The sequence below is a fragment of the Methylomonas montana genome, assembly GCF_030490285.1.
In the GTDB taxonomy this organism is placed as follows: domain Bacteria; phylum Pseudomonadota; class Gammaproteobacteria; order Methylococcales; family Methylomonadaceae; genus Methylomonas; species Methylomonas montana.
In genome coordinates this window covers 3,977,636-3,997,654 of sequence record NZ_CP129884.1, presented here as the reverse complement: position 1 = coordinate 3,997,654, position 20,019 = coordinate 3,977,636, and the positions used below count along the sequence as shown (strand labels likewise).

Here is a 20,019-nt window from a genome sequence, read left to right as displayed (position 1 = left end):
CGGGTAAGGAATTAATCAGTAATGGAATGCGCGCTAATACATTGTTGGATCGGAAAGCGTATTAAATTGGGCGGGAGGAAACGCCATTTATTTTGAAGAAAATTACCCAATTAATTCGCGTTGATCCGATTTTATCCGGACGCGCGGATGGTTGGTTTTACTTGTAGATGTACGTTATTGGAGATCGTTGATATGAACAGTTTGTTAAAAAGCTTATTCTTCGAACATCGTGTCGCATCAGTTTTGATGTTTGTCTTGGTGATGGCGTGTGGTTCACAGGCGGCTAGCGCGGCGACTTCGTTCGGCCAAATAAACTTGGTGACCGATGACCAGACGGCCAACCCTGCGCAAGTCGCGGACACTAATTTGAAGAATCCCTGGGGTGTGTCTTACAGGCCTGCAGGGCCGTTCTGGGTTTCCAATAATGCCACCGGCACTTCCTCGCTGTATAACGTGGATCCCGCGACTAACGCCACTACGCCATTGGCGCTAGTTGTTTCGATTCCCGGTGCCGGCAACGTCACGGGCCAAGTGTCCAATGGCAATCCCCAGGCTTTCAATGGAGATCCCTTTCTCTTCGTCAGCGAAGACGGTACGGTGTCCGGTTGGAGAAATACCCTTGGTACGACTGCCGAGACTATCGTGACAGGTGCGCCTAACAAGCTTTACAAAGGCGTTGCCGAAGCGACAGTTGCCGGTAATAGCTATCTTTATGCCGCTAACTTTGGCACTGGAGCCATTGACGTGATCAAAGGTTCCGCAGGAGCGGCCGATTTGGGAAATTTTACCGATCCCAATCTGCCGTCGGGATACGCGCCGTTTAATATCCAAAGCCTTGGCGACAAACTGTATGTGGCTTATGCGCTCAAAGACAATGCTTCGCCGGATGAGGTGGCCGGAGCCGGCTTGGGATTTGTCAGCGTTTTCGATTTTCAGGGTAATTTCTTGGATCGCGTGGCCAGCGGTGGGGTATTAAATGCGCCCTGGGGTCTGGCGATTGCCCCATCCTCTTTCGGCGAATTCGCCGGAAACCTGTTAGTCGGCAATTTCGGCGACGGCACGATCAATGCCTACAATCTGCTTAATAATAGTTTCGCCGGCCAACTGACGGACGGCAATGGTCAAGCGCTGAAAATCGACGGACTTTGGGCTTTGACGGTAGGTAATGACGGCAATGCGGGGAGCAGTCAGAGGATTTATTTTACCGCTGGCCCTGGCGGTGAAGCGCATGGTCTGTTTGGCGCAATTACCGTGGTACCGGTGCCCGCGGCCTTTTGGTTATTCGGTTCCGTATTACTTGGGTTTGGCGTTTTCGGCAAACGTCAATCGCTGGCTTAGCAAGGATGTGGGCAACACTTTTCTGCCTACGCGGAAAAATAATCGTGCTAAATGGCGGGTAGAAAAGCGTTGGCTTTCCTATATTGGGTTCTAGTCGGGGCGAAGAATTTGTTGAGTGGTTCTTGGTGCCTTAATTGTTGAAAATGCGTCAATAAGCTCCGCAAAATCAATATTCGTGCTTGAAAAAGTCGGCCGGCAGGCCAGAATAGAACGCAGAGCGCTACTGCGGTGTTAACACTGCGCAAGCGGTCGATGACGAGTGGAACAAATGAGCGGCAACGCGTGTCCTGTCTGAGGATTGAACGTTAGAGGCAATTACCACGTAAAGAGCGGGTACGGAAAGATTCAAATTAGTGCATAGTGGCGTCGAATCCCTCGAGCAATCGTGGTTTCGTATTTTGTTCACAATTGGCTGAAATGATGGCAGATGTCTTAGTTAGTGCGGCCTCACGGTAAATTTCGGGATTTCTGACTGACTACAGACCTTGAGTCTGACCTCGTCAACGGCATCGGCGGTAGGCTGGCGGGTTGGAGACTACAGTTTAGGCTGTGGAATCCCCTGCCGGCGGGCTCGCCATCAGGTACCGATTTAGCCAATTTCCCCGCCTTCATCGAGCGGTTAGCGATCAACCCGTCGCGCCTTTGTTTCCCCACAATCATTCCCCGTTAATAACATATAAAATTCCGTGGAATAGGCCTTAACGGGTCAGCATTGATACAATAAGGCATTATTTCTCAAAGCCACATTATCCAGGGAGTACTTCATGATTCGCTTTCCAGCAGAATGGGAAACACAATCAGCCGTTATTATCGCTTGGCCGCATCATAGCGGCGATTTTACCAATCTGTCTGCCGTCGAAGACACCTACCATTTCATTGCTACCACCATCAGCCGTTTTCAGCCCTTGGTGATTATCTGCAAGGACGGCGAGCATCATCAGCATATTCAGACTCAACTGGGCCACAACGAAAAAATTCATATGGTGCAGGCCGATTACAACGATATTTGGCTGCGGGATACGGTGTTTTTGACGATGGAGTGGCAACATCCCAAAGCCAGCGTGCAGCTGCTTAATTTTCGTTTCAATGGCTGGGGCAAGAAATATCCGCATGCGGCCGACGATGCCTTGAATCTGGCGCTGTTTGCGCATCCGATTTTCAAGGGCCATCCTACCGCAACGCTGGATCTAGTGTTGGAAGGCGGCAGCGTGGAGTCGGACGGGCAAGGTACCGTGATGACCACCAAAAACTGTCTGCTCAATCCGAACCGCAATTCTGATTTATCGGAAGCGGCGATTGCCGGCCAGTTGCAAAACTATTTAGGCGCGAAGCGGATTTTATGGGTCGAGCAAAGCAACCTAGCTGGCGATGATACCGATGCGCACATCGACACGCTGGCGCGGTTTTGCGATGCCAATACCATTGCTTACACGGCTTGCGAAGATAGCGAAGACCCGCATTTCCAAAGTCTGAAAAACATGGAAGCGCAGTTAAGAACCTTCAAAACCGCAAATGGCGATGCTTATCGCTTGGTGGCACTGCCCTTGCCGAAACCGATTTTTGACGAACAAGGCCAGCAATTGCCAGCCAATTACTCGAATTTCCTGATTATCAACGGCGCGGTATTGGTGCCGGTTTACGACGATGCGATGGATGCGGTGGCGCTGGAACGGCTGAAAAATTGCTTCCCTAATCATGAAATCATCGCCACCCCGTGTCGGCCGCTGGTGCATCAATACGGTAGTTTGCATTGCGCGAGCATGCAGGTGCCGGCATTCGTTAAATTGAATTTCTAAGTTTTCGTCTGATCAACCCGGTGCAATACGCTGCCGTTATTGCACCCCATATTGCCTTTAAAAACCGATCTGCCCATGAAAAAATCGATTATCGCCTGCGCCGTGCAGCAGCCCTGCAATCGTGGCCGGGAAACCAATCTGGCTTATTCGATCAGCCAAATCGAAAACGCCGCCAGACAAAATGCCGATTTGGTGGTGTTGCCTGAGTTGCATCTGGATCATTATTTTTGCCAAAGCGAAGACACTGCGTGCTTTGATTTGGCGCAGCCGATTCCTGGTCCTACCAGTGAAACGCTGGCCGAAGTGGCCAAGGCCAATAAGGTGGTGATCGTTTCGACGATTTTCGAAAAAAGGGCGCCGGGTTTGTGTCACAACACCGCCGTGGTGTTCGACAAGGACGGTAGCGTCGCCGGTACCTTTCGGAAAATGCACATCCCCGACGATCCGGGTTTTTACGAAAAGTTTTATTTTACACCTGGCGACCTGGGCTTTACGCCTATCGAAACCTCGATAGGCAAGTTGGGTGTATTGGTTTGTTGGGATCAATGGTATCCGGAAGCGGCGCGCTTGATGGCGCTAGCGGGTGCGGATCTATTGATTTATCCCACTGCAATTGGCTGGAACCCGGAAGACGAAGCCGCCGAGAAACTGCGTCAATTGGATGCCTGGATTACCGCGCAGCGGGCGCATGCAGTAGCGAACGGCATCCCGGTAATTTCCTGCAATCGCATCGGTTTCGAAGCAGCGCCGGATCAAACGCCAGGTATTCAATTCTGGGGCAACAGTTTTATCGCCGGGCCGCAAGGCGAGATATTGACTAGCGCCGACGAAAATCAGGATGGGTTGTTATTTGCCAATCTCGATCCGCAGCGCAGCGAGGATGTCAGACGGATCTGGCCGTTTCTACGCGATCGCAGGATAGACGCTTATGCGGATTTGACGAGACGGTTTATCGATTAGGCGCCGGCGATGCCGGTGATTTGAGATAGCCGGGCAACAGTTTGTTAGCTGTTGCCCGGCTTTTTTAATCAGTCTTCGCTAGCGCTACGGCTGATAGATTCTTGAGGCGATTCGGTGTTGCGGTTGCTACTACGCTCGGCGAAATCTCTATCATAAGAGCGTGGTTGGCCGCCGCCAGTCTCACCTTCGGAGAAGGTCGGTGCCGTGCGTGGTTCGCCGCCCTGGTTCTCGGTTACTTCGCCGCCGGCATTTTGCTCGGGGCGTTTCTCGCCGCCGTTGCGCGGTCCGCGCCTACGACTACGGCTGCGGCGGCTGCGTTCCTGGCCTGCGGCCTCTCTTTTAGGGGCTGCGGCGGCATCGTTGGCATTTTCCTGGTCAATCGCGACCGGCTGTTTTGGCTCGGTTGGCGCGTTGCTGGCGGTTTCGGCATTTGCCGGATTGTTGGGCGGCCGACGATTGTTGTTACGGCGGTTGTTATTACGGCCGGATGCTGAACGGTCGCCTCTGTCGCCGCGATCGCCACGGTCCCGACGGTTGTTTCTAGCGGATCTGGGTTTGTCTTCGCTGCTTTTTTCAGCGGCTTCGGCGCTCTCGGCTGCTTTGCTGATGCCGATCAGACGTTGCCAGAAGCGTTGAATCAGGCCGGCAGAGGTTTTCTTACTTTGTACCGGCGCGGGTGAGTCGGGTAAAAACTCCTTGATCGCGGCTTTTTCAGATTTAGGTCCGGCCTGTTTGGCAAATTCCGGAACCGTGATGTCTTCTTCCTTGATTTGCAAATGGCTGGCTTTTTCTTCGCTGCTTTCGCTGGCGGATTTGATGCGTTCGATGTCGTACGCCGGTGTTTCCAGATGCTTGCTAGGCAGGACGATAATACCGACTTGCAGTCTGGTTTCGATTTCCTGAATGGCCGCGCGTTTTTCGTTAAGCAGGAAGGTCGCGCAATCGATAGGCAGATGGGCGATTACGCGCTCGGTGCCTTTTTTCATCGCTTCTTCTTCGATCAAACGCAATACCGCCAGTGTGACCGATTCGACATTGCGGATGGTGCCTTGGCCTTTGCAGCGCGGGCAAGTCAGTTGCGTGGAGTCTCCGAGCGACGGGCGCAGACGCTGTCTGGACATTTCCATCAAACCAAAGCGCGAGATGCGGCCGGTCTGGATTCTGGCGCGGTCGATTTTCAACGCATCGCGCAGGCGGTTTTCCACTTCGCGTTGGTTTTTGTTGGACATCATGTCGATGAAATCGATCACGAACAGACCGCCCAAGTCGCGCAAGCGCAGCTGGCGGGCGATTTCGTCGGCCGCTTCCAGGTTGGTGTTCAGCGCGGTTTCTTCGATGTCGCTGCCTTTAGTAGCGCGCGCCGAGTTGATGTCGACCGAGGTCAGGGCTTCGGTGTGATCGATGACGATGGAGCCGCCGGAAGGCAGCGACACTTCGCGGCGATAAGCCATCTCGATTTGGGTTTCGATTTGATAGCGGCTGAACAAGGGCACGCTGTCCTGATACAGTTTGGCCTTATGTAGATTGTGCGGCATCACCTGTTTCAGGAAGTTGTGCACCAATTTGAAGGCGCCATCCTGGTCGATCAGGATTTCGTCGATGTCGCCGCGCAAGTGATCGCGCAGTGCGCGGATGATCACATTGCTTTCCTGAAAAATCAGGAATGGCGCGGTTTGTTCGGTGCTGGAGCGGTCGATGGCTTCCCAGAGTTGCAGCAGGTAGTTCAAGTCCCATTGCAGTTCTTCGACGTTTTTATCGGAGCCGGCGGTGCGGATGATCAAGCCCATGCTGTCCGGAATTTCCAACGCGGCCATGGTTTCGCGCAATTCGCTGCGGTTGTCGCCTTCGATGCGGCGGGAAATGCCGCCGGCCTTGGGATTGTTCGGCATCAGCACCAAGTAGGTGCCGGCCAAACTGATGTAGGTTGTTAGCGCTGCGCCTTTGTTGCCGCGCTCTTCCTTTTCGATCTGGACAACGATTTCTTGGCCTTCGCGAATATTGGATTTGGAGGATTTGCCTTCGTCGCTGTCGCCGGTCCGGTATTCGGGGGCGATTTCCTTAAACGGCAAAAAGCCGTGTTTTTCGGCGCCATAATTGACGAAAGCCGCTTCGAGACTGGGTTCTACCCGAGTGATGATACCTTTATAAATGTTGGATTTTTTTTGTTCTTTTGACGGAACTTCGATGTCGAAATCATAGAGTTTCTGACCATCTACCAAAGCCACCCGCAGCTCTTCGGGCTGCGTGGCGTTGATAAGCATTCTTTTCATTAAATTATCCTTATTGTTTTATGTATCCTACTTAGAGTTTAAACAGGTTTAATTGTCGCGGATAAAGGCGGCGTGTTTCCCGATATGTACTTAAGTGAGCGGCCAGACTGACTGAAAACTGCAAGGGATTGTAGTTATTGTCGCAGTGGGTTATCGGCATTGCCGAGGGTGGCGCTTGAAAAGTGGGGGATCTGTTATACCGAACTCTATACTAAGGATGCAGCTCGCTCATCATGGGTTGAGCGATAAAACCCGAAAAAATTCTATTAAGCTTGGCGCGAAGATACAGCGCTAAAACCCTGTCTTTAAATTTTTATAATTAAAGTCTATCCAAAGATAGACTAGCCTAATATAGCAATGTTTATAGGCAGCAGCAATTTTAAACATGGTTGGCGGATATGTTGCTATCATTTGCCGCATGAATACCGCAGCAAATCAGACCAATCCGCAAGTGCAATGGCTGGAAATTACCGAGGCAAACAGCGAACAACGGCTCGATAATTTTCTGATCACTTATCTCAAAGGCGTGCCTAAAACCCGTATCTACCGCATGGTCAGAAAGGGTGAAGTTCGAGTCAACAAAGGCCGTATCGACGTCAGTTATAAACTACAGCTCGGCGACATCGTGCGAATTCCGCCGGTCAGAGTCGCGGATAAAAAAGACAAAATCATCGTCCAACCGACCTTGAAGTTCAGCCTGGAAAACCACATTCTCTACGAAGACGACGGCTTTATCGTACTCAACAAGCCAGCCGGCTTTGCGGTGCATGGCGGCAGCGGCGTCAGTTCCGGTGTGATCGAAGGGCTCAGGCAGGTCAGGCCGCAGCAGAAGTTTTTGGAGTTGGTGCATAGGCTGGACAAGGAGACCTCCGGTTGCTTGCTAATCGCCAAGAAACGTTCGGTATTGAAGGTGCTGCATGAACTTTTTCGCGGCGATGGTATCCAGAAGACCTATTTGGCTTTGTTGGTTGGGCAGTTTCAGCGCAAGAAACAACTGGTCGAGGTGCCGTTGCTGAAGAATGTCGCCCAGGGCGGCGAGCGGATGGTGGTGGTCAGTCAGGCCGGTAAATCCGCCGAGACCTTGTTCACCCGCTTGAAACAATATCAGGACGTGACGTTGGTGCATGCTGCGCCCAAGACCGGACGCACCCATCAGATTCGGGTGCATGCGGCTTGGTTGGGGCATCCGATTGTCGCCGACGACCGTTATGGCGACGATGACACGAACAAAGCCTTTAAAAAGCGCGGCTATAAACGCTTGTTTTTACATGCGGAGCAATTGCAGTTCGCGCATCCGGTCAGTGGCGACTCGCTGCACTTTACCGCGCCTTTACCCGAGGATTTACAAGAATTACTAAGCCATGAAAAACCGCTTTGATTTAATTATTTTCGACTGGGACGGCACTTTAATGGATTCGGTGGATTGGATCGTGCATTGCATCCAACAGGCTGCTGCTCGCTGTGTTTGCCCGGTTCCCGAGGCGCAGGCGATCAGGGACATTGTCGGCTTGAGCATCGAAAATGCCATACAACAGCTGTTTCCAGATCAGGATGGCGAAACCCGCCAAAAGTTGGCCGCCGATTATGGCAAAGCCTTTTTTTCCAAGCAGATCAGTCGCGACGATCTGTTTCCCGGCGTCTATGAAATGCTGGAACAGTTACGCAGCCAGGGCTATCGCTTGGCTGTGGCGACTGGCAAGAAAAGCGCGGGTTTGCAGGCGGCGATCAATGCCACTGGTGTCGCCGATCTGTTTTGTGCCACCCGTTGCGCCGATCAAACCGCTTCCAAGCCCAATCCGCTGATGCTGGACGAAATTGTCGCCGAGCTCGGCGTCGATAAGCGGCGCGCGCTGATGGTCGGCGATTCGGTACATGACTTGCAAATGGCCTTAAACGCGCAGGTGGCGTCGGTCGGCGTGACTTGTGGCGCGCACTCGGCAGCAACCTTGCGGCAGTACCAGCCCTTATTATGTTTGAACTATCCCACCGACTTAATCGGAATCATATAGGAGACAAATGGTGGAGAATAATCGCGATCTTCCCGAAGATATTGCTGAAAACAATCCCGGTTGGGAAAAAACCGTGCTGGAAAAGTTGGCGTTCGCCGCGATCGGCGAACAGAAAGCGACACGGCGCTGGGGCATATTTTTTAAATTATTGACTTTCGCTTATCTGACGGTCGCACTGGGTATAGCCGTTTATCCGCATTTCAAGGATGGGATCGATTCAGGCAGTTCCGAGCATGTGGCTATCGTCGATGTGTTGGGCACGATTGCCGAAGGCGAGGGCGCCAGCGCCGATACGATCATCGAGGGTTTGCGCGACGCGGCCAAGGATAAACATACCAAGGGTATTATTCTCAACATCAATTCGCCCGGTGGCAGTCCGGTGCAATCGGCTTATGTTTACGACGAAATCCGGCGCTTGAAAGCCGAGCATCCGCAGTTGCCGATTTATTCGGTGGTCGGCGATATGTGCGCGTCGGGTGGCTATTACATCGCTGCGGCCAGCGACAAGATATTCGTGAATCATGCCAGTATCATCGGCTCGATCGGCGTCATCATGAACGGCTTCGGCTTTACGAACGTGCTGGATAAGCTGGGCGTCGAACGGCGCTTATTAACCGCCGGCGAACACAAGGCCATGCTCGACCCGTTCTCGCCGGTTAACCAGCAAGAAAGCAAACATATGCAGTCCTTGCTCGATCAGGTGCATCAGCAATTCATTGCCGCGGTTCGGGAAGGACGGGGTAAGCGATTGAAGGAAACCGAAGCGCCTGGCATGTTTTCCGGCCTGATTTGGACCGGTACGGACGGCGTCAGGTTGGGGTTGGCTGACGATTTCGGCAGTGTCGATAGCGTGGCGCGCGACCAGTTCGGTACCGAAGAGAAGGTGAATTTTACCCCCCAAGAGCGCTTGATAGACCGCTTGGCGGGCAGATTTGGCGCGTCCTTCGGTCATGCGATAGCCAGCAGTTTGTCTCTACCATCCATGCAGTAGCCGGGTGGCGCAATTTGCTTATTTTTGGCAAGACAGTTGCTTATCGGTCGGCTTTTAAGGATAATGCGCCTCTCTTCAGCTTTTCGCTGATGTTTTATGGTTACTGTGTCGGTCCTCTCGCAACGATACGCTGTAAACCCCGCCAGGTCCGGAAGGAAGCAACGGTAGCAGCGGACTCGTGTGCCGGGATGTGGCTGGCACAGTAGCCGCCCAATTCTTGCCTTTCCGCGTTGCTAATGGCTTATCAGGTTCTTGCCAGAAAATGGCGTCCCAGCAACTTCACCCAGCTTGTCGGTCAGGAGCATGTCAGTCAGTCGCTGAAGCACGCCTTGCAGCATGATAGATTGCACCATGCCTATCTGTTCACAGGGACTCGCGGCGTCGGCAAAACTACCGTGGCGCGGATTCTCGCCAAAGCGATCAACTGCGAAAATCTGAAAGATTTCAATCCCTGCGGCGCATGTCAGGTCTGCCGGGATTTCGAACAAGGCCGCTTCATGGACTTGATCGAAGTCGATGCGGCTTCCCGCACCAAAGTCGAAGATACCCGCGATCTGCTCGACAACGCCCAATACGCACCCAATCAAGGCCGCTACAAAGTCTATTTAATCGACGAGGTGCACATGCTGTCCGGGCATAGCTTTAACGCCTTGTTAAAGACCCTGGAAGAGCCTCCGCCGCACGTCAAGTTTCTGCTGGCTACCACCGATCCGCATAAAATTCCGGTTACGGTGCTGTCGCGCTGTCTGCAATTCAATCTAAAACGGCTGCTGCCGGAGCAAATTGACGCGCAGATGCAATTCATTTTGGGCCAGGAGCAAATTGCTTTCGAGCCGGCCGCGCTAAAAATGTTGGGCCGAGCCGCCGACGGCAGTTTACGCGACGGCTTGAGTTTGCTGGATCAGGCCATTGTTTACGGCAGCGGCAGCGTCACGGCAGAAGCGGTGATCGGCATGCTCGGCACCGTGGCACAGCAGCCTATCGACGAAATGTTACAAGCATTGGCGGCTGGCGACGCGCGGGCGCTATTGGCGAAAATCGCCGATGTCGCCGAACTGACGCCGGATTTTGCCGATATTTTGCAGCAGATGTTGCGGGTGTTGCACCGGGTCGCGCTATTGCAGCAAATGCCGGAGTTCGTCGATCATGAATTCGATAAGCAGCTGCTGGAGAGCTTGGCCAAGGCCTTATTGCCGGAAGACGTACAACTGTATTATCAGATCGGCTTGATCGGCCAACGCGACCTGCCGCTGGCGCCCGATCCGCGTAGCGGTTTTGAGATGGTGATGCTGCGGATGCTGACTTTTCGGCCGCAAGCCGCGGAACCGCAAACGCTTGAGCCCGTCAAACCGGCTGTCGTTAAGCCGACTGCCGGCGTATCGGCGCCGGTTGCGCCAGTGGCGGTGGAGATAAGGCATATTGATGAGCCTCGCCCCGCATCCGCACCCGTAGCGCAAACCGCCAAACCCAGCAACTGGACCGAGATCATCGCCGCGCTGAATATCAGCGGCCGTACCCGCGAACTGGCAAACAACTGCGTGTTGGACGGTATCGACGATAGCAGTTGCCGGTTGTTGCTCGATCCCGGTTTTCAACAGGTTGGCACCAAAGCCGAGGAAAACCTCCGCGCGGCCTTACAAAATTACTACGGCAAATCCTTGAAGCTGGTGATCACTCAGCAATCCGTTCAGCAAATGACGCCCGCGCTGGAAATGCAAAAAGCTCGGGAAGACCGGCAGCAAGCGGCGGTCGATAGTATTAACACTGACAGCAACGTGCAGGCGTTGAAAGACACGTTTGGCGCCAGAATCATGCCTGGTAGTATCGAGCCGCTGAATTAAATATTGGAGAGACGATGATGAAAAATGCGCTAGCGGGCATCATGCAACAAGCCCAAAAAATGCAGGACAACTTAAAAAAGGCCCAGGAAGAACTGGGAGCGATGGAAGTGCACGGCGAATCCGGCGGTGGCCTGGTGACGATTGTGATGACCGGCAAACGCGAGGTGCGCAAGGTCAGTATCGATCCGTCCTTGGTCGGCGATGACAAGGACATGCTGGAAGACTTGGTGGCGGCGGCAATCAACGACGCAGTCCATAAAGTCGGCAAAATGAAAAAAGAAAAAATGGCCGACGTCACCGCCGGCATCCCGATCCCGCCCGGTTTCCAAATGCCGTTCTAAACATGCAAAACCAGGGTTTGCTGAAAGAGTTGATCCAGAGTCTGTGCTGCTTGCCTGGCGTCGGGCCGAAATCGGCGCAACGCATGGCTTTTCATCTGTTGCAGCGCAACCGAGATGGCGGCATGCAGTTAAGCAAAATGCTCGCGAAAGCCGTCAACGAAATCGGCCATTGCCGCGAATGCCGGACCTTGACCGAAGCCGAATTGTGCGAGGTGTGCGCCAACCCGTTGCGAGATGCGGACACTATCTGCGTGGTTGAAAGTCCGGCCGATGTTTGGGTAATCGATCAGGCTACCACCTTCAAAGGTAAATATTTTGTACTGCACGGTCGCTTGTCACCGCTGGACGGTATCGGCCCGGATCAGTTGGGTTTTGACCTGTTAGAGCAACGCATGGCGGCCGGGCAAATCAAGGAAATCATTCTGGCCACCAATTCCACAGTGGAAGGGCAGGCCACCGCGCATTTCATCGGCGAAGTCGCCGGCAAATTCAATGTCCGCGCCACCCGTATCGCTCATGGCGTACCGATGGGCGGCGAGCTGGAATTTATCGACAGCGGCACCTTGGCGCATGCGTTCAACGGTCGCCGCGAATTTTAGGAGGAAACATGAGCGATTGTTTGTTTTGCAAGATGGCTAGCGGTGAGATTAAGCCGGACGTTGTATACGAAGACGATGCCGTGTTGGCGTTTCGCGATCTTCATCCGCAAGCGCCGCTGCATGTATTGGTGATTCCCAAGCGGCATGTCGCCAATTTGAACGATCTGGATGACGTCTTATTGGGTGGGCAAATGCTGCAAGCGGCCGCGAAAATTGCCGGACAGTTGGGTTACGCGGAAAGTGGTTATCGGACGGTTTTCAATTGCAATAACGACGGCGGTCAGACCGTGCATCACCTACATCTGCATCTGCTGGCCGGCAGACAAATGCATTGGCCGCCCGGCTGAGCCTAGGGGTTTGACAGGGCTTAGTGGCCGCGATTGGCCGGCGGCATTTTTTCCCTGAGCTTCAGGAAGCGCTGATAACGGTTAGCCGCGATCAGGCCGTCATCTACCGCCGCGCGCACCGCACAATCCTTGTCGTTGAGGTGGCGGCAGTCGTTGAAACGGCATTTACCGATGTAAGGCTGAAATTCTCTATACCCCCAAGCCAATTGCGCCTCGGATAGTCCGGCCAGGCCGAAAATGGCCACGCCGGGGCTGTCTATCAAATGTCCACCGTCCGGCAAATGGTATAAGGTTGCGGCAGTGGTGGTGTGACGGCCGTGGCGGGTGATTTCGGAGACGCTATTGGTTTTCAAATTGCGTTCGGGCAGCAGCGCGTTAGTCAAAGACGACTTGCCAACGCCGGATTGGCCCGCGAACATGCTGGTCCGATCAGACAAAACCTGTTGCAATGCATCGATGCCAATTTTTTGATTGGCGCTGACCTTGTAAAGGCTGTACCCCAGGCTCTGGTAATAAATCAGCCCCTCTTCGACAGCCGGAGACAGCGGCAGATCGACTTTATTCAGTACCAGTGCCGCATCGATATTGCAGTTTTCGCAAATCGCCAGATATTGATCCAACAGCAGAAAGTCGCATTCCGGTTCGGCGGCGAACACCACGAAAATAGTATCCAGATTGGCGGCTACCGGCCGGGTATCGTTGCCGCGGCTGGGGCGTTGCAATACCGAGCGTCTTGGCAATATCTGTTCGATACGGCCTTGCTCCGGCGACGACATGGATAACATCACCTGGTCGCCGACCACCACGGTGTCCAGTTTGCGTAAAGTCTGGCAAAGCACGAGTTGCTCGGCGACTATTCCTGAATCGTCGCTCACCTCGACGGCGATGCCTTTGCCGAGATGGGCGACGACCAAGCCTTGGCGCAGATCGGCCATCAGGCGGACTGCATGCTTTTTTCGATATGCGCTATGCGGATCGCGGCGGGCGGATGGCTGTAATGGAATGCTGAGTACAATGGATCGGGTGTCAAGGTACTGGCGTTTTCTTCGTAGAGTTTGACCAAGCCGCTGATCATTTTGCTGCCTTGCGCATTGTGGGTCGCAAAATCGTCGGCTTCGAACTCGAATTTACGCTGAAAATAGGCGCTGATCGGTTGCATGAAAATGGTGAATACCGGCGAGACCAGCATGAACAGCAATAGCGCGGCGGCGTTGGAATGAGTGGTAACGCCCAGACCGTCGAAAAACCAATCCTGAGTAATCAACCAGCCCAAAATCGCAAAACTGATCAAAGTCATCACCGACGAAGCCACCAGCATCTTGATGGTGTGTTTACATTTGAAATGACCTAGTTCGTGAGCCAGCACCGCTTCCAGTTCTTCCTCGTCCAAGGAGTTGACCAGTGTGTCGAAAAACACGATGCGTTTGTTGTTGCCCAGGCCGGTGAAATAAGCGTTGCCATGGCCGGAACGGCGCGAGCCGTCCATGATGAAAATGCCGTTGCTGCTGAAGCCGCAACGTTCCAGCAAGCCCTGGATGCGTTGTTTCAAGGAGCCTTCCTGCATCGGCGTGAATTTGTTGAATAGCGGCGCGATCACGGTAGGAAACAGCCAGCTCATCAGTAGCGAAAAACTCATGATGATCGCCCAGGCATATAGCCACCATAGGCCGCCTATGCTGTCCATTACCCACAGAATCAGCGCCAGAATTGGCAAGCCTATCGCCAGTGTCAAGCCCATCGACATCAGTTGGTCTTTGATGAACTGCGGCAAAGTGTTTTTGTTGAAGCCGAATTTTTCTTCGGTGACAAAGGTTTGATACAAACTGAACGGGATTTCGATAACAGTCATCAATAAAAACACACTGGCCATGGCCGCCAGACTGGCCTTTAGCGGCGACAGGTCGAAGGTTGACCAGAAGTCGAACACCAGGCTGATGCCGCCGCCCAGGGTTAAGGCCAGCAAAAATACGATGCCCACTACGCTGTCGATATCGCTCAGCTTGCTTTTTTCGATGGTGTAGTCGGCTGCCTTTTGATGCGCACTAAGCGATACCCGGTCTTGAAATGCTGTAGGCACCTGCTGCCGATGCTGCAACACGTAATTTTTCTGGCGACGTGCCAGCCAGAATTGGATGCCGTAGGAAAGGACTAAAGCCGCTAGAAAAATGACAGTAAACGTGTTCATCAAGCCTATACAAGTGGGGTTAACAATTAGCGGTACAGATTAGCTAATGCTACAATTTGCCGCAACATTATTAATACTATGGAATCGAAATGGCTGTGGATGCGGACAATCTTATCTGGATCGATCTGGAAATGACAGGCTTGGATCCGGATAACGATCTAATCATCGAAATTGCCACGGTGGTGACCGATAAAAATCTGAATATCCTGGCCGAAGGGCCGGTAATGGCGGTGCATCAGTCCGATGCCGTTCTGGCGGCGATGGACGACTGGAATCAGCAACATCATGGTCAATCTGGTCTGATTCAGCGGGTTAAAGACTCGAACATTGATGCTGCCGAAGCGGAGCGCCGCACCATCGAGTTTTTGCAAAACTGGGTGCCGGCCAGCACCTCGCCGATATGCGGTAACAGCATCTGTCAGGATCGACGCTTCTTGTACCGCTACATGCCTAAGCTGGAAGCGTTTTTCCATTATCGCAATCTGGATGTTTCTACCGTCAAGGAGCTGGCCGCGCGTTGGGCGCCGCAATTGCGGGATGGTTTTAACAAGCAGGCCTCGCACAAAGCCTTGGATGACATTATCGAGTCCATTGAAGAATTGCGTTACTATCGGGAAACGTTCTTTAAATTCTGATGTTTCAATTGTTCGCGGTCGCTCTGGGCGGCGCTATCGGTTCCATGCTGCGCTATCTGGCTTCCAGCGGCGTGTATCTGTGGCTAGGGCGCGGCTTTCCCTACGGCACTTTAACCGTCAATCTGATCGGTTCGTTTTTGATCGGCCTAATGACCGAAGCGCTGATTCTGCAACGGCTAAACATCGCGTTGGAATACCGCACCGCGATTCTGGTCGGGGTGATGGGGGGCTTTACCACTTTTTCCAGCTTTTCCCTGGAAACATTTTATCTGCTGGAACAGGGCCAAATCGGCAAGGCCGGGCTGAATGTCGTGGTCAGCGTACTGGGGTGCCTATTGGCGGTATGGGCTGGTTTGGCGCTAGGCAAAGGTTTGTTTTTATATTCGAATGGCACCCTGCGCTTGCTGGATTGGCCGTTCCCCTATGCGCTGACACTAGTCAATTGCATCGGCGCGTTTTTAATCGGTATTGTTGCCACGGTGTTGATGCATAAACTCGACATTTCGATAGAGCACCGAGCGATTTTGGTGACCATCCTAATTGGCGTATTCATCACGCTGTCCGGTTTATATTTAATTCTCTACCTGTTGGAAAGCGGACATTCCTTTGAATCGCACATGGGGGCGATGCTGACCGTTTTTTTGAGCAACATTGCTTTTTGCAGCGCCGCGCTATGGCTAGGCTTGTGGCTGGGCAAGCAGGTATAGCCTCGTTTTACTCTCACTTTCTTAATTCAGGATACTTATTCTCATGCTAGACCCTCGTTTATTCAGAAGCGACCTGGAACTGGTTGTGCAACAACTGCAAAGACGCGGTTTTCAATTCGATGCCGCCGCTTATCAGGCCTTGGAAGACCGGCGCAAAGACGTCCAGGTCAAAACCCAGGAACTGCAAAACGAGCGTAACACCCGCTCCAAGGCCATCGGCCAGGCCAAGGCCAAGGGCGAGGATATTCAACCTTTGCTGGATCAAGTGGCGGATTTGGGCGATCAGTTGAAAGCGGCCGAAGCCGAATTGAACGATATTCAAAACCAGCTAAATGCGCTGCTGGAAGGCATTCCCAATATTCTCGACGAGGCGGTGCCGGCCGGTAAAAGCGATGCCGACAACGTCGAAATCAGCCGCTGGGGTGAACCGCGCCAGTTCGATTTTATCCCTAAAGATCATGTCGACTTGGGTGAGCCCTTGGGGATGAATTTCGAGCTGGGCGCCAAGATTGCCAGCGCCCGTTTCGTGGTACTGGCCGGTAAGCTGGCGACCTTGCAACGCGCCATCATCCAGCTCATGCTGAATACGCATATCAATGAGCACGGCTACCAGGAAACCTATGTGCCGTTCCTGGCCAACGCCGACAGTTTGCGCGGTACCGGCCAGTTGCCCAAGTTTGAGGCAGACTTGTTCACCGTCAAGAACGATCCGACTTTTTACCTGATTCCCACCGCTGAGGTGCCGGTCACCAATATCGTTCGCGATGTGATTGTCGAGGCCAAGCAAATGCCGTTGAAATTTGTCTGCCATTCGCCGTGTTTCCGTAGCGAGGCTGGCGCTTACGGCAGCGATGTGCGCGGCATGATCCGTCAGCATCAATTCGAAAAAGTCGAGCTGGTGCAAATCGTCACGCCGGAACAATCGGTGCAGGCCCACGAAGAACTGACCGCGCATGCGGAAACCATTCTGAAAAAACTGAATTTGCCGTACCGAAAAGTATTGCTGTGCGCGGGTGACACCGGTTTTTCGTCGTCAAAAACCTATGATCTGGAAGTCTGGCTGCCAGGCCAACAGAAATACCGTGAGATTTCTTCATGCAGTAACTTCAAAGACTTTCAGGCTCGCCGTCTGCAAGCGCGTTGGCGCAATCCGGAAACCGGTAAGCCTGAGTTGGTGCATACCTTAAACGGCTCGGGCTTGGCAGCCGGCCGGACCTTGATCGCGGTGATGGAGAATTACCAAAACCAAGATGGTTCGATTACGGTGCCGGAAGCTTTGCGGCCTTATCTGGGTGGTCTTGAGAAGATTCAATAACTTACATAGAGTAAGGTCTTTGGTGGCGCTGAAATAGTTTGGATACGAAACTATCATCGAGTATCATCGCCGCCGAGGCCGTTAAATTTGGCAAAATCAATCACTTGCTGGTTTGGACGCCGCCTCGAAAATTACATAATTATATGAGGAGGGGTAAATAATGAGTGAAGAAAACGAAGTGCAAGGACCATCGTTGTATGAACGCATCGGCGGCGAAGCAGCAGTGAACGCAGCGGTCGACGTGTTTTACGGCAAGGTGTTGGACGATTACCGGATCAACCGCTTCTTCGAAAGAACCGACATGGCGAAGCAAGTCGAGCATTTAAAAGCCTTTATGACGGTGGCTTTCGGCGGACCTAATAACTACACCGGACGATCCTTGCGCGACGGCCATGCACGCTTGGTAAAAATGGGTTTGAACGACTCACACTACGATGCCGTCATGGAACACTTGGGTGCAACCATGCAAGAACTGAACGTACCAGCAGATTTGATCGCGGAAGCGGCGGCACTGGTGGAAAGCGTTAGAGGCGAAGTGCTGGGTAAATAGATTGAGCACTGTTACCGTGTCCAATTCGTATCGAAATGGACACGGTAGCGTTCTCTAAAAGGCTCAGGTCTAAATCTTGAACTGCTTGGTCAGTTTTTGTAAATTTTCCGCGAGCTGATTTAGGCGGCTAGCCTCCATTGTAGTTTGCGTCGCACCGCCAGTTGTTCGTTCGGATAGGCTGGTGATATCGACGATGTTCCGGTTGATTTCCTCGGTCACCGCAGTTTGTTGTTCTGCCGCACTGGCAATTTGTAGATTCATCGCATTGATGGTCGCCACAGACTGGCTAATCGCTTCCAACATTTGCATCGCTTCCTGAGATCGTTCCACGCCGATATGTGCTTGTCTGCGGCTCTGCTGCATGACGGCGACGGCTTCCCGTGAGCCGCTTTGTAATTTGGCGATCATGTTTTCGATGACTGTTGTCGATTCTTGAGTCCGGCAGGCCAGACTGCGAACTTCATCGGCCACCACCGCAAAACCGCGACCATGCTCGCCGGCGCGGGCGGCCTCGATCGCGGCGTTCAATGCCAGTAAGTTGGTTTGTTCGGCGATACTTTTAATCACATCGATTAAAGAGCCTATGGATTCGCTGCTTTTTTCCAGGCTTTGAATCACGTTGGCTGCGTCCTCAATATCTTTAGCCAATTGGCTGATCGACACCGTGGCGCTTGCTAAGACATTTTTGCCGTTTTTTGTTTGTTCGTTGGCATTGCTGGCTGCCTGGGCGGCGGTATTGGTGGTGGTGGCCACTTCTTGGATGGTGGCGCTCATTTCGGTGACCGCAGTCGCCACCGATGTGGTTTCTTGGCGTTGCCGGTCCAGGTGGGTGGCACTTTGGCTGGCAAATGTATAGACTTTTTGCGCCGATGTATTCAATTCGGCACTGGCATGAATGATTTCTTTCAGCAACGCCGAGCTGGTATCGATCATCGCGTTGAAGTTTTCGGCAATTTCCCGCATTTCATCGTTCGATTCGATGTGCACCCTGGCGCTTAGATCGTTTTTGGCAACGAGCTTTGTTGCGGCATTAATAGCGACAATATTGCGATTGACCGACTGCATTAAGCCCAGCAAGAGCACAATCACCACTAAAAGAATCCCTAGCAGTCCGGCCAGCGTAAATTGCAGAAATCGGTCGGCCACGGCGCTACGGGTTTGGAAAATAAGGTCAAGTTCTTGTATCAGCCCGGTGTAGAGCTGGTAGGACTGGGTGATTGCATGAGTGGCTGTGTCGAAAACTGTCTGGCTATCGACGACGATCGTTTCGCTTTCGATCAATTGCTGCCGTAATAAGTCCAGCATGTTTTGCAGCGTTTTTTGATAGCTTTCGTTGAGCCCGCTGAGATGTCGGCCGACCTCCGGATTCCCGGCAAATGCCACTTTAAGGCCTTCGTCCACCTTGCGGGCATGTGTGTCTATATTGGCGATCAATATCAGCAATTTGGTCAGTGTTTGCGGATTGATAGTGCCCTTAGCGGCGATTCCGGAGGCGAGTGCGCGCGCTTGTCCCATGGCTTCGATTAACTCGGGTAAATCAGAAGTCAGCGCGAAACCCATATGAAAACTGTCGAGTTGCGGGTCGAGAATGATCCCGGATGTATTTGAAATATGAGTGAGCAACTTCAAGCTATCCGCTATCAACAGATTGTGTGCGGCTATAGCGGCGTTCAATTCTTGGTCCATAGCCTGAGTTTTGATGTCGCTCCATTGCTGACTGAGCTTGGCGAGCAGACCTTCGGTTTTCAATGCGGGTTGCAGTTCGCGGTCCACTCCCTCAAGGTCTGCAAAATAGCTATCGATTTCTTGGCGTTTGCTAAAGATGCGCTCTCTGAATTGTTCGGCGCCGTTTCTAAAGGCGTTGGTCATGCCGCGGTGTTGTTGAATATGTTCAATGGGCTTTCTAAGGGCGGCGATGTAGCGTAAACCATGGCGCTCTTGTTCCAGATAACGGGTTTCCGCCTGAAATTGCTTAACCAGAGTGCCAGCCATGAACAACATTGGAATCAGCACAATGGTGAACAATAGTGCGAATTTGGCTGGATATCGAAGTTTGTCCATCAATGCAATGGCGGGGGAAATTAGAAAATTCATGGCTGATGTTCCTAACGGCTTTGCTGGATCGAAAGTATAAG

The 20,019-nt window shown here is 52.8% G+C and carries 18 protein-coding genes and 1 other RNA gene; 15 read left to right on the top strand and 4 right to left on the bottom strand.

The window, feature by feature from the left end:
- Positions 1-192 precede the first annotated feature (192 nt).
- The 3 genes from QZJ86_RS18545 (at position 193) to QZJ86_RS18535 (ending at position 4,094) form a co-directional block, all read left to right on the top strand.
- Complete coding sequence (locus tag QZJ86_RS18545) at positions 193-1,338, top strand: TIGR03118 family protein (protein WP_301671980.1); 1,146 nt, start codon at positions 193-195, stop codon at positions 1,336-1,338.
- Positions 1,339-2,102: 764 nt separating this feature from the next.
- The gene (locus QZJ86_RS18540) at positions 2,103-3,134 is read left to right on the top strand and encodes an agmatine deiminase family protein (RefSeq protein ID WP_301671979.1); all 1,032 of its coding nucleotides are present in this window, start codon (positions 2,103-2,105) and stop codon (positions 3,132-3,134) included.
- A 75-nt stretch (positions 3,135-3,209) separates the two neighbouring features.
- Complete coding sequence (locus QZJ86_RS18535) at positions 3,210-4,094, top strand: carbon-nitrogen hydrolase (RefSeq protein ID WP_301671978.1); 885 nt, start codon at positions 3,210-3,212, stop codon at positions 4,092-4,094.
- Between the two features lie 68 nt (positions 4,095-4,162).
- On the opposite strand, the gene QZJ86_RS18530 is transcribed toward QZJ86_RS18535, so the two are convergent.
- Complete coding sequence (locus QZJ86_RS18530) at positions 4,163-6,364, bottom strand: Rne/Rng family ribonuclease (RefSeq protein ID WP_301671977.1); 2,202 nt, start codon at positions 6,362-6,364, stop codon at positions 4,163-4,165.
- 418 nt (positions 6,365-6,782) lie between these two features.
- Here QZJ86_RS18530 and rluC point away from each other — a divergent pair, with 418 nt between their 5' ends.
- The 8 genes from rluC (at position 6,783) to QZJ86_RS18490 (ending at position 12,492) form a co-directional block, all read left to right on the top strand.
- The gene (gene rluC / locus QZJ86_RS18525) at positions 6,783-7,742 is read left to right on the top strand and encodes a 23S rRNA pseudouridine(955/2504/2580) synthase RluC (protein ID WP_301671976.1); all 960 of its coding nucleotides are present in this window, start codon (positions 6,783-6,785) and stop codon (positions 7,740-7,742) included.
- Complete coding sequence (locus QZJ86_RS18520; protein ID WP_301671975.1) at positions 7,726-8,373, top strand: HAD family hydrolase; 648 nt, start codon at positions 7,726-7,728, stop codon at positions 8,371-8,373. The genes rluC and QZJ86_RS18520 overlap by 17 nt, the downstream gene beginning before the upstream one ends.
- Positions 8,374-8,380: 7 nt before the next feature.
- Positions 8,381-9,364, top strand: coding sequence for a signal peptide peptidase SppA (gene sppA / locus QZJ86_RS18515; RefSeq protein ID WP_301671974.1), 984 nt, complete (start codon positions 8,381-8,383; stop codon positions 9,362-9,364).
- A 106-nt stretch (positions 9,365-9,470) separates the two neighbouring features.
- An RNA gene (gene ffs / locus QZJ86_RS18510) (signal recognition particle sRNA small type) lies at positions 9,471-9,567 on the top strand.
- A 33-nt stretch (positions 9,568-9,600) separates the two neighbouring features.
- Entirely contained in the window at positions 9,601-11,205 is a 1,605-nt protein-coding gene (gene dnaX, locus QZJ86_RS18505; protein ID WP_301671973.1) for a DNA polymerase III subunit gamma/tau, read from the top strand.
- A gap of 17 nt (positions 11,206-11,222) precedes the next feature.
- Positions 11,223-11,546 (top strand): YbaB/EbfC family nucleoid-associated protein, encoded by a 324-nt coding sequence (locus QZJ86_RS18500; RefSeq protein WP_026603211.1) that lies wholly within the window; start codon positions 11,223-11,225, stop codon positions 11,544-11,546.
- 2 nt (positions 11,547-11,548) lie between these two features.
- Positions 11,549-12,145, top strand: coding sequence for a recombination mediator RecR (gene recR / locus QZJ86_RS18495; RefSeq protein WP_301671972.1), 597 nt, complete (start codon positions 11,549-11,551; stop codon positions 12,143-12,145).
- 8 nt (positions 12,146-12,153) lie between these two features.
- Positions 12,154-12,492 (top strand): histidine triad nucleotide-binding protein, encoded by a 339-nt coding sequence (locus QZJ86_RS18490; protein ID WP_301671971.1) that lies wholly within the window; start codon positions 12,154-12,156, stop codon positions 12,490-12,492.
- A gap of 20 nt (positions 12,493-12,512) precedes the next feature.
- On the opposite strand, the gene rsgA is transcribed toward QZJ86_RS18490, so the two are convergent.
- Together rsgA and QZJ86_RS18480 are read right to left on the bottom strand one after the other, a co-directional pair.
- The gene (gene rsgA, locus QZJ86_RS18485; protein WP_301671970.1) at positions 12,513-13,427 is read right to left on the bottom strand and encodes a ribosome small subunit-dependent GTPase A; all 915 of its coding nucleotides are present in this window, start codon (positions 13,425-13,427) and stop codon (positions 12,513-12,515) included.
- Positions 13,427-14,677: a M48 family metallopeptidase gene (locus QZJ86_RS18480; protein ID WP_301671969.1), complete on the bottom strand. Its 1,251-nt coding sequence runs from the start codon at positions 14,675-14,677 to the stop codon at positions 13,427-13,429. The genes rsgA and QZJ86_RS18480 overlap by 1 nt, the downstream gene beginning before the upstream one ends.
- An 89-nt stretch (positions 14,678-14,766) precedes the next feature.
- Between QZJ86_RS18480 and orn the strand changes: the two genes are divergently transcribed.
- The 4 genes from orn (at position 14,767) to QZJ86_RS18460 (ending at position 17,884) form a co-directional block, all read left to right on the top strand.
- The gene (gene orn / locus QZJ86_RS18475) at positions 14,767-15,312 is read left to right on the top strand and encodes an oligoribonuclease (RefSeq protein WP_301671968.1); all 546 of its coding nucleotides are present in this window, start codon (positions 14,767-14,769) and stop codon (positions 15,310-15,312) included.
- Complete coding sequence (crcB, locus tag QZJ86_RS18470) at positions 15,312-16,019, top strand: fluoride efflux transporter CrcB (protein ID WP_301671967.1); 708 nt, start codon at positions 15,312-15,314, stop codon at positions 16,017-16,019. Before orn ends, crcB begins: the two co-directional genes overlap by 1 nt.
- A gap of 43 nt (positions 16,020-16,062) precedes the next feature.
- Entirely contained in the window at positions 16,063-17,334 is a 1,272-nt protein-coding gene (serS, locus tag QZJ86_RS18465; protein WP_301671966.1) for a serine--tRNA ligase, read from the top strand.
- A 160-nt stretch (positions 17,335-17,494) separates the two neighbouring features.
- Positions 17,495-17,884 carry a group I truncated hemoglobin gene (locus tag QZJ86_RS18460; protein WP_301671964.1) on the top strand — a complete coding sequence of 130 codons (390 nt, stop codon included), beginning with the start codon at positions 17,495-17,497 and terminating at the stop codon, positions 17,882-17,884.
- Between the two features lie 69 nt (positions 17,885-17,953).
- Here QZJ86_RS18460 and QZJ86_RS18455 read toward each other — a convergent pair whose 3' ends face one another.
- Positions 17,954-19,978, bottom strand: coding sequence for a methyl-accepting chemotaxis protein (locus QZJ86_RS18455; protein ID WP_301671963.1), 2,025 nt, complete (start codon positions 19,976-19,978; stop codon positions 17,954-17,956).
- Between the last annotated feature and the right edge of the window lie 41 nt (positions 19,979-20,019).

What these genes read in the sequence shown, in the direction of transcription:
- QZJ86_RS18480 (WP_301671969.1), bottom strand. Translation starts at nt 14,677, where the DNA reads ATGAACACGTTTACTGTCATTTTTCTAGCGGCTTTAGTCCTTTCCTAC.
- QZJ86_RS18535 (WP_301671978.1), top strand. Translation starts at nt 3,210, where the DNA reads ATGAAAAAATCGATTATCGCCTGCGCCGTGCAGCAGCCCTGCAATCGT.
- QZJ86_RS18540 (WP_301671979.1), top strand. Translation starts at nt 2,103, where the DNA reads ATGATTCGCTTTCCAGCAGAATGGGAAACACAATCAGCCGTTATTATC.
- QZJ86_RS18530 (WP_301671977.1), bottom strand. Translation starts at nt 6,364, where the DNA reads ATGAAAAGAATGCTTATCAACGCCACGCAGCCCGAAGAGCTGCGGGTG.
- rluC (WP_301671976.1), top strand. Translation starts at nt 6,783, where the DNA reads ATGAATACCGCAGCAAATCAGACCAATCCGCAAGTGCAATGGCTGGAA.
- recR (WP_301671972.1), top strand. Translation starts at nt 11,549, where the DNA reads ATGCAAAACCAGGGTTTGCTGAAAGAGTTGATCCAGAGTCTGTGCTGC.
- QZJ86_RS18490 (WP_301671971.1), top strand. Translation starts at nt 12,154, where the DNA reads ATGAGCGATTGTTTGTTTTGCAAGATGGCTAGCGGTGAGATTAAGCCG.
- QZJ86_RS18455 (WP_301671963.1), bottom strand. Translation starts at nt 19,978, where the DNA reads ATGAATTTTCTAATTTCCCCCGCCATTGCATTGATGGACAAACTTCGA.
- serS (WP_301671966.1), top strand. Translation starts at nt 16,063, where the DNA reads ATGCTAGACCCTCGTTTATTCAGAAGCGACCTGGAACTGGTTGTGCAA.
- crcB (WP_301671967.1), top strand. Translation starts at nt 15,312, where the DNA reads ATGTTTCAATTGTTCGCGGTCGCTCTGGGCGGCGCTATCGGTTCCATG.
- QZJ86_RS18500 (WP_026603211.1), top strand. Translation starts at nt 11,223, where the DNA reads ATGAAAAATGCGCTAGCGGGCATCATGCAACAAGCCCAAAAAATGCAG.
- QZJ86_RS18520 (WP_301671975.1), top strand. Translation starts at nt 7,726, where the DNA reads ATGAAAAACCGCTTTGATTTAATTATTTTCGACTGGGACGGCACTTTA.
- QZJ86_RS18545 (WP_301671980.1), top strand. Translation starts at nt 193, where the DNA reads ATGAACAGTTTGTTAAAAAGCTTATTCTTCGAACATCGTGTCGCATCA.
- rsgA (WP_301671970.1), bottom strand. Translation starts at nt 13,427, where the DNA reads ATGGCCGATCTGCGCCAAGGCTTGGTCGTCGCCCATCTCGGCAAAGGC.
- sppA (WP_301671974.1), top strand. Translation starts at nt 8,381, where the DNA reads ATGGTGGAGAATAATCGCGATCTTCCCGAAGATATTGCTGAAAACAAT.
- QZJ86_RS18460 (WP_301671964.1), top strand. Translation starts at nt 17,495, where the DNA reads ATGAGTGAAGAAAACGAAGTGCAAGGACCATCGTTGTATGAACGCATC.
- orn (WP_301671968.1), top strand. Translation starts at nt 14,767, where the DNA reads ATGGCTGTGGATGCGGACAATCTTATCTGGATCGATCTGGAAATGACA.
- dnaX (WP_301671973.1), top strand. Translation starts at nt 9,601, where the DNA reads ATGGCTTATCAGGTTCTTGCCAGAAAATGGCGTCCCAGCAACTTCACC.